The sequence below is a fragment of the Methylobacterium brachiatum genome, from assembly GCF_020523825.1.
Lineage (GTDB): Bacteria > Pseudomonadota > Alphaproteobacteria > Rhizobiales > Beijerinckiaceae > Methylobacterium > Methylobacterium brachiatum.
This window is the reverse complement of sequence record NZ_JAJALK010000020.1, coordinates 13,821-26,251: the sequence shown is the minus strand read 5'-3', so window position 1 is coordinate 26,251 and position 12,431 is coordinate 13,821. Positions and strand designations below refer to the sequence as shown.

Here is a 12,431-nt window from a genome sequence, read left to right as displayed (position 1 = left end):
GTGTCAGGCGGCGAGGCCGCCGACCGTGTGGCGGGCGACGAGATGACCGGGGCCGATCTCGACGAGAGGCGCGACCTGCGGCTCGTCGCCGATCGCCCGGACGGGGCTCGGGATCTCGTCGGTCAGGAGCCGGCGGGCGCGCAGGTGCCGGTGGGCCGGGTCGGCGACCGGAACCGCCGCCATCAGCTTGCGGGTGTAGGGGTGCTGCGGGTTCTCGAAGATCGCCCGGCGCGGCCCGATCTCGACGATCTGGCCGAGATACATCACCGCCACCCGGTGGCTGATCCGCTCGACCACCGCCATGTCGTGGCTGATGAACAGGTAGGCGAGGCCGAACTCGCGCTGGAGGTCGAGCATCAGGTTCACGATCTGCGCCTGGATCGACACGTCGAGGGCCGAGACCGCCTCGTCGGCGACGATGACCTTCGGGTTCAGGGCGAGCGCCCGGGCGATGGCGATGCGCTGCCGCTGCCCGCCCGAGAACTCGTGCGGGTAGCGCTGCGCCTGGTCGGGCGTGAGCCCGACGCGCTCGAGCAGCCACGCCACCCGCGCCTCGGCCTCCCGGCGCGTCGCGATCCCGTGAACCAGCAGCGGCTCCATGATCGAGAAGCCCACGGTCAGACGCGGATCGAGGGACGCGTAGGGGTCCTGGAAGATGAACTGGATGTTGCGCCGCAGGCCGCGGAGCTGCCCGGGGGGCAGGTCGCGGACGTTGCCGCCGTCGAACTCGATCAGGCCGCTCTCGCTCTCCACGAGGCGCAGGAGCGAGCGGCCCGTCGTGGACTTGCCGCAGCCGGATTCGCCCACGAGGGCCAGGGTCTCGCCGGGATGGAGATCGAAGCTGACCCGCTCCACCGCGTGGACGCGGCGGCGCACGCGGTTCAGCAGGCCACCGCGGATGTCGAACCGGGTGACGAGGTCGCGCACCCGCAGGATCGGCCCAGCGCCGGCGCGAACGGTGTCATGGGGCGCGTCGACCGCGGCTGGGGCCGCCTGCCCTGTCGGCTGTTCCCGGGCCTCGGCCCGCAGCAGGTCGAACTTCCGCGGCAGGTCGCTGCCCGCCATGGCGCCGAGCTTGGGCACGGCCGCGAGCAGCGCCCGGGTGTAGGCGTGGCGTGGCGCGGCGAAGAGCGCGGGCGCCGCCCCCTCCTCGACCTTGTCGCCGCGGTACATGACCAGCACGCGGTCGGCGATCTCGGCCACGACGCCCATGTCGTGGGTGATGAAGACGACGCCCATCCTCATCTCGGCCTGGAGGCTGCGGATCAGCTCAAGGATCTGCGCCTGGATCGTGACGTCGAGGGCCGTGGTCGGCTCGTCGGCGATGAGCAGCTGCGGCTTGCAGGATAGGGCCATGGCGATCATCACGCGCTGGCGCATGCCGCCGGAGAGCTGGTGCGGGTAGCGCGTGAGGACGTTGCGCGCCTCAGGGATGCGCACGAGGTCGAGCATCCGCAGAGTTTCGGCCCGGGCGGCGGAGGCGCTCTTCCCCTGGTGGACGCGGATCGATTCCGCGATCTGGTCCCCAGCGGTGAAGACCGGGTTCAGGGAGGTCATCGGCTCCTGGAAGATCATCGCGATCTCGGCGCCGCGGATCGCCCGCATCTTGGCGTTCGGGGCTGCGGCGAGATCGAGGATCTCGCCCGAGTTGCGCCGGAACAGCATCTGCCCGGCCGCGATCCGGCCGCCGCCGTGCTCGACGAGGCGCATCAGGCTCAGCGAGGTCACGGACTTGCCGGACCCGGACTCGCCGACGATCGCCAGGGTCTCGCCGGCATCGACGTGGAACGACAGGTCGCGGACCGCCTCCACGACCCGCTCGGAGGTCGCGAAGCCGACGGTGAGGCCGGTGACGGAGACGACGCGCCCGTCGGGCATCGCGGTGGGAGAGCCGGTTCCGGCTGCGATGGTCGGCATGTCGGATCTCAGCGCGCGGGAGCTGGGACGCGGCGGGACTCGCCGAAGATCGCGGTGGTTGGCGCCTCGCCGGGGCGGACGAGGCCGCGATACATGCCCTCGGTGTTGAACGGCATCGCGACACGGCCGCGCGCGTCGACAGCGATCAGTCCGCCGCGGCCCCCGACCGCCGGGAGCGCGTCCTCGACCACCGCCCGGGCCGCCGCCGCGAGGTCCTGGCCCCCGTAGGCCATGCGCGCGCAGACATCGTGCGCCGCCGCGACGCGGATGAAGGCTTCCCCCGTGCCGGTGCAGGAGACGGCGGCGGTCCGGTCGTCCGCGTAGGTGCCCGCGCCGATCAGCGGCGAGTCGCCGATCCGGCCGGGACGCTTGTTGGTCATGCCGCCGGTCGAGGTCAGGGCGGCGAGATGGCCGTCCCGGTCGAGGGCGACGGCGCCCACCGTGCCGAACTTGCGGGTCTCGTCGAGGGGCCCCGACGCCGTATCGTGGTCGAGGGCGACCTGCCCGGCGGCCAGTGCCCGGCGGAGCTGGTCGCGGCGGGCCTCCGTCGAGAAGAAATCCGGTTCGACCATCTCCAGACCGTGCTGCTCCGCGAAGGCCTCGGCGCCAGCCCCGGCCATCAGGACGTGCTCGCCCGCCCCCATCACCGCGCGAGCGGCGCGGCCAGGCCGGCGCACCCGCGAGACGCCCGCGACAGCGCCGGCCCGCAGGGTGGCGCCGTCCATGATCGCGGCGTCCAGCTCGTGGGTCTCGGCGCTGGTGAAGACGGCGCCGTGGCCGGCGTTGAAGAGCGGGCACTCCTCCAGGAGGTCGACGGCGACACTCACGGCGTCGAGGGCGCTGCCGCCTGCGGCGAGGCAGGCCGCTCCGGCCGCCAGGATCTCGGCGAGGGCCGCGTGATAGCGCGCTTCGCCCGGATCGGCCTGGCCCGACGCGATCGTCCCGGCGCCGCCGTGGATCACGAGTACGGGGCGGTGGTCGCTCATGGAACGGTTCCCGGAGGCGGGGTGTCGGACAGGTCGTTGGATCCGCCCTGAGGCGGCCAGGCGGCGTAGTCGCGGTCGAGCCACGGCAGCACGGCCTCCGTCACCCGCGTCGCCGCCGGAACGAGATCCACGGTGGCGTGGGCGAAGGCACTCGCCAGGGCCTCCACGAGGGCCGTCAGGCTGGCATCCGAGGCGGCGAAGTAGTGGCAGTCAGTCTGCACGTAGAGCGCGATCGTAGCGGTGGCGACGAGGGGCGAGTGCGGTCCGTCGGTCAGCGCCAGGACCGCGGCGCCGTGCTTCCGGGCGATCTCGGCCAGCCGCACCGTGTCGGCGAAGTACCGCGGGGTTGCGAGCGCGATGACGAGGTCGTCGGTCGTCAGCCGGCGCAGAGTCCGGGCGGCGAAGCCGGGCCCCTCCAGGGTTGCCAGCAGATGGACGTCCTCGCGGTTGACGTCGAGGTTGCGCGCCAGGATGCCGGCTGGCCAGCTGCTGCTGCCCAGCCCAACAATGTAGACCCGTCGGGCCCGGCGGATCGCCTCGACGGCCTGCGCACAGGTCTGGCCGTCGAGCCCGCGGCGTGTCGCCTCGATGTTGCGAATGATGTCGGCCAAGGCTCCGTCGAGGATGCCGGACGCGGTCGCGGGCTGATCTCGGCTGCCGCGCAGCTTCTCGACCGGTGCGAGCGCCTTCTCATAGCCGAGGACGAGGGCCGCGCGGAACTTTGCGTAGCCCTCATAGCCCACAGCGCGGGCAAACCGATTAGCGGTGGCGACTGAGACGCCGACCAAGTCGGCAAGCTCATTCACGGGCAGGGTCGCAGCGCGCAACGGATGATCAAGGACGAAGCGGGCGACGTCTCGGTGAGCGGAGCTGAGCGCCGGAAACGCGTGCGCGATCCGTTGCGCGACAGAAGGTTCCTTAGGCTCCAACACCACGACGCTTAAGCCGATCAAAAATTCTCACCGATCATCAGTCTGAGAATTTTTTCGATCATCCGCAAGCGCTTCGACGCTTATTTTCGCGGCACCAGCTGCACAAATCGCTGAACTTTTCAGAGGGATTGGGTCATCTCACTCGTGATCAGATGCGGATCTGGGGCTTCGCCCCGAGGCGAGCCGGGATAATTTCGGTTCGCGGGCAATCGGTTCGTCGGTCCGGAGCAGAGCTTTCGGTGACGCGGTGCGCCGCGGGCAGCCTCGCTTTGCGCAGGTGGTGCGTCGCATTGCGGGGGCATCGAGAAGCCACTTCAATCAGTGGCCCAACCGTAATCTCAGCAGCGAGATAGATTTTTCGCCGGGTCCGACGAACATGTCAGCGTTGGCGATCGACGCTTGTATTAGTGGTGCGTAGGTCTTGCCTCTACCGCAAGGTCGGGCGCTCGCTCGGCTACAAGCAGACCAGAGTCATCACATCGGGGGCCGCTTTCGGGCAAGGACGAGGGCCTCCTGAATGGCCGAGATGGGCGCAAAGCCGACGATACGTCATAGCGTGAGCGCGGTTGTTCTCGAAAGCTATCACCACTTTCGCCTGCGTGAGGACCACTTCTGCAACTCAGCCTGGGTGTGGTCCCATGCGGCGACGGTCATGCTCGATCGCAAACACATGGCTGTAGAGGTTGGCCACCCAGCTCCGCCCTTCCACCGTCAAATCGAGAAAGCGCACCGCGTCGCCGATGACCGGTTCGATCTTGCCCCAGAAGAACGCCGGATACCGCTCCGCGAGGTCGGCCGGGCTGGCATAGCCGAGTTGGGCGTCGAGGCCGACCTCGGCGAACTCGTGGAACAGCGCGTTCAGTTTGCGTGGGTAGAGTGGATCACCGAGTTGCCCGATCAGGTCCGCCGCACGCATTAGGCCAGCTTCGGTCCCAGTCTCCCGGTGCTCATCGTCCGCGGGCACGGGGAAGCGGGTCAACTCGATGGCCCGCATCACCCGCTGCGCATCGACGAGATCATGTGTGCCGAAGCGCTCCTGCACCGCCAGCTTCGAGCGTTCGATGTGGTAGGGCGCCAACGCCGCGTCCGAGGCGCCGCGCGGCAGACCGATGGTCGTGCCCTGCGCGTCGATGACGAAGGCGTTCGCCTGGTCACCTGAGCATACACCGCGCACGTAGCCGATGTCGTGATACAGGGCGGCCAAGATCATATGCAGCCAATCCTCTGGCGTGATGCCCTTGTCGAGGAACCGGCCGCGCAGGATGTCCTGAGCCACGAGGGTGACGAGGGCGGTATGGTCGCCATCGTGGTAAAGCGCATCGCTGCCGACGATGCGCTCGATGGTCAGACGTGCGGACGCCTCGATCACCTCCGCGAAACGTGGTTCACGACTGCCAAAGGTGCGCTGGTAGGTGAGCGCGAGGTGCTCGCCAAGCGCGTCGGCCAGCATCTTCGTCACGTCGAACATGACTGGTCTCTCACAAATCGAGCAAACGACCTGCTGTGTCGATCAGCATCATGACATCAAGTGAGCGGCGGCCCATATTGAGCAAAGCGCCCAGCGAAATGTCGGGGCGTCAGACTCCGAAGCAGGTTCGTAGGAGTCGACGATGACGGGCCGGGCATTCCGCCTGACAGGATCGAGGAGTTGTTTGCGCCCTTCGCACGATTGGAGAGTTCGCGCAACGCGGCCACGGGCGGGACCGGTCTCGGCCTGGCCATCGCGCGGTCAGTGGTCCGCGCTCATGGTGGCGACGTGGCGCTGGTCAACCTGATGTTTGGTCCCGCTGTGTGGTGGTACAAATGATGCCGCATGGAGGGACGCGCTATGGGACAGGTTCTCCACGGCAGCGCCACGACGACTGAGATGATCCGTCGGGCAATCCAAGCTCGTCAAGAGAGCGTGAGGGCCGCCGCCAAGCGCTACGGCATCAGCGCCACGACGGTGCAGAAGTGGCGCTCGCGCCAGACCAGTACCGATGCGCGGATGGGACCGAAGGAGCCCCGCTCCAGCGTGCTCAGCGTGGAGGACGAGGCGGTCATCGTCGCCTTCCGGCGGCATACCCTGTTGCCGCTCGACGACTGCCTCTACGCGTTGCAGCCGAGCTTGCCGCACCTGACCCGCTCGTCGCTGCATCGCTGTCTGCAGCGTCACGGCATCAGTCGCCTGCCGGATGTTGACGGCGACAAACCCAAGCGCTCGCGCTTCAAGGCCTACCCGATCGGCTACTTCCACATCGACATCGCGCAGGTCAGCACCGAACAGGGCAAGCTACACCTGTTCGTGGCCATCGACCGCACAAGCAAGTTCGCCTTCGTTCAACTGCACGAGAGGGCGACGCAGCGCATCGCGGCAGCCTTTCTACACGATCTGGTCGCCGCCGTGCCGTACACGATCCACACGGTGCTGACGGATAACGGCATCCAGTTCGCCGACAATCGTCCGGTGGACGAGGAGGCCGAGGCCAAAGCGGCGGCCTACTGGGCGACCCAGGATCGGCCGCGCATCTACCGCTGGCACTCGTTCGATTGGGCCTGCGAGCAGACGAAGATCGAGCATCGCCTGACCAAGCCGCGCTGCCCGTGGACGAATGGTCAAGTCGAGCGGATGAACCGAACCATCAAGGACGCCACGGTCCAGCGCTACCATTACGCCAGCCATGACGAGCTCCGGCAGCACCTGCAGCTGTTCGTGGATGCCTACAACTACGGCCGCCGGCTCAAGACCCTACGCGGCCTCACCCCCTACGAGTTCATCTGCCAGACCTGGACGAAAGAGCCCGAACGTTTCAGGCTCGATCCGTCAAACCACATGCCGGGACCGAACATCTAGCTTGCGCCTATGCTTCAGAGGGACAAGGTGGCCTAGGCACGCCACTCCGACGAAGCTATGAGGACAGGCGCGTAGCGGTCACACTATTTCGTCATGAACGGCACCGTGGCTGACGAGCCTTCGCAAAGAAGACTGCGGCCGCCCCCGTTACAGCTGAGCCCACGCTGAAAAGGCTTAATATCCTATAATTTTTCGCCCCGCCAGCAACAGCAGAGCGGGCTTTTCTGTTTCGAACGCAGCGAAAACTGCCACATGATGGAGTATCAGGCCGTCGACCGTTTAGTCTGGGTTCTCTCCCCGAGACCCAACTTCAGCCCGCCCGGCTCACGCCGCGGCGGGTTATCTTGTTGCACCGCAGCACTACAATTGCCTTCGGTGCCTGTCTCAACAGCTGGCGCCATCAGAGCCTCGGGCTCCGCGGTGACACCTTTGTCCGAGGCTGAAAGCCCGCCCGATCCAGCATCGTGGCGGGCTTTCCTGTGCCGGCTTTGGCGATATGGCCCCGCGATTTTCGACTTCCCTAGAGTTCGAAATCACAGACTTCGCCCGCCCAGTTCGCCAGCGCCGGCTTTTTCCATGATCTGCCGCGGGAACGCCCACTTCACCATCTCCGACAAAGGAATGGACCGTAAGAGGGCAGTGCCCGTTCAGGGCGCATGGGTACACCCGTTCAGCCGCCAGAGAACGGCCTGAGGTCTAGTGCGGATGCAGTGAACGTTCTGCCGGCTGCCGTTTTTGTCGAGCGGTGGCGCCTTATCACAGGCGAGCCGCCGGCCGTCCTTCTAAGCTCACGCACCGCAATGTTGGCGCTGCTCGTCGAGAGCACGCCTGTCGCGCCGCTCAAGCCAGCAATCCCTAACTGGGACGATCGCGTGCCTCCAGCGGCGGGCCCGGTCGGCATACTCCGAGGCGCGTACTGGCCGGACCGCGCCGGCAAGCAGCAGGAGCGCGGCGCGGCGCGACGGGGGTTGGATCATGCGGAGACGGGCTCGACCATGGCGGGGCAAGTGGGATCCGAGCGCGCGAAATCATCCCGCGCCCGCACGGCATGACGCCACCAGCCTGACGGGGGGCTGACAGGCGCCGTCAGGGTCGCGGGGCCGGATCCGGTCAGAAGGCGGGCAGTCCTCTTGCGGAGATGCCTCCATGTCCCTGATCCTCGGTGCCCTCCTCGCCTGTGCCGCCGGCCTCGCCGGCACCGTGCTCTGCCCCGACGACTCCGCCCGGCGCTCGCGCCTGCCGCTGCTGGCGGCGTTCCTGCTGGGCGGCCTCGCCTGGCACGCCCCCGCCAGGGCGGCCGAGCCGCTGCGCGGCCCAACCCAAGTGCTCGACGGCGGGACCGTGATGGTCGGCTCGCACCGCATCAGCCTCTACGGCATCGCAGCCCCCGATGCCGATCAGACCTGCTCGGACGCCCAGGACCAGCCCTATCCATGCGGCCGAGCGTCAGCGCGGGCACTCGAGGATCACATCGGCGGGGCTGCCATCGCCTGTGAGCCTCGCGGTGGTGCGACCGGGGGTGCGGTCGAAGCAATCTGCCGGGTCGGCGACGAGGACCTCGGCGCTTGGATGATTGGACGTGGCTATGCCGTGCCAGATCGGAGCCGTGGGCTGGACTACACGAAGGCCGCCGAGCGGGCCTGGGGGCGGCATCTGGGTCTGTGGTCTGGGGTGTTCCAGGACCCAACTGAGAGGCGGATCCGGCCCGCCGATATTGTTCCTGCCACGTAGCTGGCGAGTATCGACAGCAGCCCAATTCAGGGCGTGGAGGCTGACCGGGTGACTTTTGAGCGGACCCTCGTCGAAGGCCCCGTCATAGCTGGCCTGCGGCTTGCGAAGCTTCCCCGGTTCCTCCCGAACCACCTTCAGCCCGCCCGGCTTAGCGCCGCGGCGGGCTTTTCTGTATCCGCCGCCGAGATACAATGCCTCCGGATCCTGCCCCGCCACCCCTCGGGGCTCAGGTCTGGACAAGCCCGCCCGGGGGCCACCGGCGCGGGCTTTTTCGCGTGTCGGGCGTTCTAACTTCGGCCTAAAGCCTTCCTGAAGTTCAATTCAAAGCCGCCGCTATCGGCGTCTCGCCGTCAGTGACCTCGCCCCCAGCCAAACTTCCTGCAATTTGCGACAGCTTTTCATCGGCGAGATCCAGCGCCGCGATGTAGGCCGATGCTTCGTAGCGACCGCGCGGGGACAGATTGCCTCCGTCGGCGAGAAGCTGCGCCCTCACCTTGAAGGACCGGATCTGCTGCGCCCATGTCTTCTGCATGCGCGCGACCTTGAGGCGGGCCTCCTCGTTGATGGCCCGCTTTTCGTCCGGGGTAAGGTCGTCGGCCATTTCGACTTCAAATCGCTTCGGCGGGTTGCTTATGGCAACGCCATCCACGGCCGAAGCTGTTCCAGGCTCTGGCGATGAAGCACAACCCCGGCTGGGCCCTCGCCGGTGTCAATTGCCCGCTGGTGAGATCGGATGCTCCTTCGCCCCCTGAGCAGATCGGGGCGGGGCCGAGCGGATCATTCGATACGGGAAGGCTACTCCGATTTCCGGTGTCCGCGCCCGTGCTGGTCCTTTTCAGCGCCGGCCGCAGCCGCAGCCTCCTTCTCAGCCTTGCCCACTGTCGCCGAGCTCGTGGCCGCGTCGCTGGTCCCGCCTGCCGGTGCATTCGATGCCGCCGACTTGGGATGCCCCTTGCCCTCGGTCGTCGGCTCCGCTTTCCCACCTTCGAGAACCTCAGGGTGGCCTGCGTCGGCCTTTGCGCTCCCGGCCTCTTGGACCTCGGCGGCCTTCTGTTCCTTGGCGCTCATCGTGCTGTGGCGCTGGCCATCGCCGTGCTGTCCCTTGGCTGGGTTCGACATCGCGCTCTCCTCCATCGTGGTCAGGCGGCAACTGCGTGCGCCGCTAACGGTTCGGAGGAAAAGCCAGCGTGCGACGAAAGGCCGAGTGCTCACCGTCGAGGGAGCGGCGGCGAACACCGCTAATGACATCTGCCCACCCGGCCCAGCGCCTGGCCGGTTTTTCCGTTTCGGCAATCATTCGCCCGTACCGCCGGGGCATGTCAGACTGATCCTCCCCCGGCTCTACGGACACCTCTGATACGCTCCTTGCGGGCTGGGAAGGTGTTTGATGGCGAAGACGAGACGCGAGTTCACGCCCGAGTTTAAACGCGAGGCGGTGGCCCTGCTGGAAAGCAGCGGGCGACCACAGATGCAGATCGCGGCCGAACTTGGGATCCAACCCTCCATGCTGAGGCAGTGGCGCACGGCGCTGATGGGAGGCTCTTCACCACCACGGGCAGCAGCATCACCAGGAGCCGCGGCTGCGAGCCCGGTGGCTTCCCCCTCCGACCAAGCCGCTGAGATCGTTCGTCTGCGCCGTGAACTCGATCGGACGCGCATGGAGCGCGACGTCCTAAAAAAAGCGATCGGCATCTTTGCAGAGATGCCCAAGTGACGTTCGCTTTCATCGAGCAGCATGCGAGCACCTGGCCGGTGCGTCTCATGTGCCGCGTGCTCGAAGTCTCTCACAGCGGCTACTACGACTGGCGATCTCGTCCCGAGAGTGCCCGGTCGGCGTCCAACCGTCGCCTTCTCGACGACATCCGGCGTATTCATGCCGGGCATCACAGGCGCTACGGCTCGCCTCGGGTGCATGCCACCCTTTGTGCGGAGGGACGAACGGCCAGTCGAGGGCGGGTGGAGCGCCTGATGCGCCGTCATGGCATCCGAGCCCTGGCAGGGCGCCGATTCCGGCCCTGCACGACCGACAGCCGCCACGATCTGCCGATCGCCCCCAACCTCCTGAAGCAGCAGTTCTCCGCCGCGCTGCCCAACACGGTCTGGCTCGCCGACATCACGTACCTGCCCACCGGCGAGGGCTGGCTCTACCTGGCCGCCGTGCTCGATCTCGCCACTCGCAAGATCGTCGGCTGGTCCATGCGTGATCACATGCGGACCGAGTTGACGTTGGCCGCCCTGATGATGGCCACCCAACGGCAGAGACCGGCCGCTGGGCTCATCTGTCATTCTGATCGCGGCAGCCAGTACGCCGCCGAGGCCTATCGAAAGCAACTCGTCGGCATGAAGGCGATCCCCTCCATAAGCCGGACCGGCTGGGGCTCACGATAACGCTCCGATGGAAAGCCCTCATCCTGAGCTTGCCGAAGGACTTCCACACTCTCAAGGTCGAACTTGTCCACCAGCGACAATGGGCGACCCGGGACGAGGCCCGACGCGACTTGTTCGCTTACATCGAAGGCTACTACAATCGGCAGCGCATCCACTCGGCACTCGGCTACATCACGCCCGAGCAAGCCGAACGGAACGCGAGCTAAACCCCATGTCCGTGAAGTCGGGGGACGATCAGGCGCGGCCAGATCGGCGAGGCAGGCGGCACAGACCGTTCTCAACCCCGCCTTGGTAACGATCGGTGTCACGAGCCTTGGCACCGGCGTAGCGGTGGCCGGCGTCGTGAACGCGCCGAACAGCCTCTCCGGCAGCCTGTCGAGCCTCGGCCAACTCGGACGCGAGATCGGGGCGAACGGCAGCGTCAACGTCCTCGTTCAGAAGCCTGGGCCGGAAACCAGCGTCCGCACCTCGGCCTCCGACAATCTGTTCAAGGATGTCGTGCTGCAGCGTGGGCGGACGATGGTGCCGGCTGGTGGCACCTGAGGGTGCGCAGCGCGGTCAGGCCGCCAGAGCGACCTGAGTCACATTCTTCCTAATTGGCAGGTACGCGACCGGTGCTTTGGTCTGGTCCCGTACGACCAATGTCCATAGATCATCTGGTCGGTTAGCGGCGGTCTCTTCAGCCACTTCGAGGATTATATCCAGAGCATCGGCCAGAGCTTGTTTTAGATTAACCGCCTCGAAGCCGTTGCTGTCTCGGACAGCTTCCTCGCCATTCTCAAAGTCGAAGTAGAAACGCATGAGAATTAGACCCTCTGCTTGAAGGGGCTGCCTTGCGACCGACTTCGGCACGTAAAGATATGTTAACAAATTTCGTTAACGAATCGTTAACTCGCCTGCTGCGGGACGTGCTTTTTCATGCAGAACCACGGGCGGCAGATGGTGAAGGCCGGTGGATAATCAGGCGCGCAACTACTGCTTAGGTTCTGCGTAATCCGCCTCCCGACACTGAGCGATCTCCCGTTGAGGTAGCGCCGCCGAGCATATACTACTTTCAGTTGTAGTAGCCGACTGGAAGAGGAGTGGCGCGTCCAATGGCACAAGCCATCCTCACACGCGAGCAACTGAGCGAATTTTTACCCAGAAGCAGATTAGGTATTTTCCTCTTAGTGCCCGGCGCGCTGCTATGGATCGCAATAGTCGTATGCATGCTACCAATAACAGTGCTCGCGTTTCCTGCTGAGTGGCTGTTCAAGGACAAGCCGAAACTTCATGCGAACGCCGTCATGATTCTTGCTCTGATTGGCGCAGCCAATGCGGTGATCGCTCCAGCGAGTGTGATCTACATTTTATGCTCTTGAGTGGCAGGCGGTGCCGTTGCTCGCAGCAGGAACAAAGCTTGCAAATATCGATAAAGTGCGTTGATTAGGCGGTGAATTATGGCTCAGATTGGGACAGCTCTGGTTCAAGATCAGTCCATGCCCCCCCCGGATGGACCGCCTTGTTGTATTGATCCTGGTCACAGGCGGGGCCGCGACGGTGGCGTGGATCGCCGCGATGTTGGTCGCTGGTTGGCAAATGGCCGTAGGGCTGATGGGCCTGAGCGCAGCCTGAAAGTCGCACTCACCGTAGGGTTGCCGCATG

General features: G+C 66.1%; 11 protein-coding genes and 2 pseudogenes. 6 read left to right on the top strand and 7 right to left on the bottom strand.

Going from position 1 to position 12,431, the window contains the following annotated elements:
- Nucleotides 1-3 precede the first annotated feature (3 nt).
- From LGR69_RS27650 to LGR69_RS27635, 4 genes are all read right to left on the bottom strand, one after another.
- Nucleotides 4-1,917, bottom strand: coding sequence for a dipeptide ABC transporter ATP-binding protein (locus LGR69_RS27650; protein ID WP_230368042.1), 1,914 nt, complete (start codon nt 1,915-1,917; stop codon nt 4-6).
- An 8-nt stretch (nt 1,918-1,925) separates the two neighbouring features.
- Entirely contained in the window at nt 1,926-2,903 is a 978-nt protein-coding gene (locus LGR69_RS27645; protein WP_230368041.1) for an isoaspartyl peptidase/L-asparaginase family protein, read from the bottom strand.
- Nucleotides 2,900-3,835, bottom strand: coding sequence for a MurR/RpiR family transcriptional regulator (locus LGR69_RS27640; RefSeq protein ID WP_230368066.1), 936 nt, complete (start codon nt 3,833-3,835; stop codon nt 2,900-2,902). Before LGR69_RS27640 ends, LGR69_RS27645 begins: the two co-directional genes overlap by 4 nt.
- Nucleotides 3,836-4,454: 619 nt before the next feature.
- Complete coding sequence (locus LGR69_RS27635) at nt 4,455-5,303, bottom strand: hypothetical protein (protein WP_007558381.1); 849 nt, start codon at nt 5,301-5,303, stop codon at nt 4,455-4,457.
- Between the two features lie 141 nt (nt 5,304-5,444).
- Here LGR69_RS27635 and LGR69_RS27630 point away from each other — a divergent pair.
- The 3 genes and pseudogenes from LGR69_RS27630 to LGR69_RS27620 all read left to right on the top strand — a co-directional run.
- Nucleotides 5,445-5,642: pseudogene (locus tag LGR69_RS27630) on the top strand (ATP-binding protein); the annotation flags it as partial.
- A 21-nt stretch (nt 5,643-5,663) separates the two neighbouring features.
- Nucleotides 5,664-6,668 carry an IS481 family transposase gene (locus LGR69_RS27625; RefSeq protein WP_230368040.1) on the top strand — a complete coding sequence of 335 codons (1,005 nt, stop codon included), beginning with the start codon at nt 5,664-5,666 and terminating at the stop codon, nt 6,666-6,668.
- Nucleotides 6,669-7,814: 1,146 nt separating this feature from the next.
- Nucleotides 7,815-8,399 carry a thermonuclease family protein gene (locus tag LGR69_RS27620; protein ID WP_230368039.1) on the top strand — a complete coding sequence of 195 codons (585 nt, stop codon included), beginning with the start codon at nt 7,815-7,817 and terminating at the stop codon, nt 8,397-8,399.
- Between the two features lie 316 nt (nt 8,400-8,715).
- Here the strand turns inward: LGR69_RS27620 and LGR69_RS27615 are convergent, their stop codons facing one another.
- Both LGR69_RS27615 and LGR69_RS27610 read right to left on the bottom strand, forming a co-directional pair.
- On the bottom strand, nt 8,716-9,048 hold the full coding sequence (locus LGR69_RS27615) for a hypothetical protein (RefSeq protein ID WP_230368038.1): 333 nt from the start codon (nt 9,046-9,048) through the stop codon (nt 8,716-8,718).
- A gap of 146 nt (nt 9,049-9,194) precedes the next feature.
- On the bottom strand, nt 9,195-9,518 hold the full coding sequence (locus LGR69_RS27610) for a hypothetical protein (RefSeq protein WP_007558390.1): 324 nt from the start codon (nt 9,516-9,518) through the stop codon (nt 9,195-9,197).
- A 268-nt stretch (nt 9,519-9,786) separates the two neighbouring features.
- Here LGR69_RS27610 and LGR69_RS27605 point away from each other — a divergent pair.
- Nucleotides 9,787-10,993 (top strand): annotated as a pseudogene (locus LGR69_RS27605) (IS3 family transposase).
- Nucleotides 10,994-11,129: 136 nt separating this feature from the next.
- Nucleotides 11,130-11,330 (top strand): hypothetical protein, encoded by a 201-nt coding sequence (locus LGR69_RS27600; protein ID WP_128754910.1) that lies wholly within the window; start codon nt 11,130-11,132, stop codon nt 11,328-11,330.
- Nucleotides 11,331-11,345: 15 nt separating this feature from the next.
- Here LGR69_RS27600 and LGR69_RS27595 read toward each other — a convergent pair whose 3' ends face one another.
- On the bottom strand, nt 11,346-11,588 hold the full coding sequence (locus LGR69_RS27595; RefSeq protein ID WP_007558395.1) for a DUF6894 family protein: 243 nt from the start codon (nt 11,586-11,588) through the stop codon (nt 11,346-11,348).
- 293 nt (nt 11,589-11,881) lie between these two features.
- Here LGR69_RS27595 and LGR69_RS27590 point away from each other — a divergent pair, with 293 nt between their 5' ends.
- A complete protein-coding gene (locus LGR69_RS27590) occupies nt 11,882-12,148 on the top strand; it encodes a hypothetical protein (RefSeq protein ID WP_081496914.1) in 267 nt (88 codons plus the stop codon).
- The last annotated feature ends 283 nt before the right edge of the window (nt 12,149-12,431 follow it).

What these genes read in the sequence shown, in the direction of transcription:
- LGR69_RS27650 (WP_230368042.1), bottom strand. Translation starts at nt 1,917, where the DNA reads ATGCCGACCATCGCAGCCGGAACCGGCTCTCCCACCGCGATGCCCGAC.
- LGR69_RS27645 (WP_230368041.1), bottom strand. Translation starts at nt 2,903, where the DNA reads ATGAGCGACCACCGCCCCGTACTCGTGATCCACGGCGGCGCCGGGACG.
- LGR69_RS27635 (WP_007558381.1), bottom strand. Translation starts at nt 5,303, where the DNA reads ATGTTCGACGTGACGAAGATGCTGGCCGACGCGCTTGGCGAGCACCTC.
- LGR69_RS27625 (WP_230368040.1), top strand. Translation starts at nt 5,664, where the DNA reads ATGGGACAGGTTCTCCACGGCAGCGCCACGACGACTGAGATGATCCGT.
- LGR69_RS27620 (WP_230368039.1), top strand. Translation starts at nt 7,815, where the DNA reads ATGTCCCTGATCCTCGGTGCCCTCCTCGCCTGTGCCGCCGGCCTCGCC.
- LGR69_RS27610 (WP_007558390.1), bottom strand. Translation starts at nt 9,518, where the DNA reads ATGTCGAACCCAGCCAAGGGACAGCACGGCGATGGCCAGCGCCACAGC.
- LGR69_RS27595 (WP_007558395.1), bottom strand. Translation starts at nt 11,588, where the DNA reads ATGCGTTTCTACTTCGACTTTGAGAATGGCGAGGAAGCTGTCCGAGAC.
- LGR69_RS27590 (WP_081496914.1), top strand. Translation starts at nt 11,882, where the DNA reads ATGGCACAAGCCATCCTCACACGCGAGCAACTGAGCGAATTTTTACCC.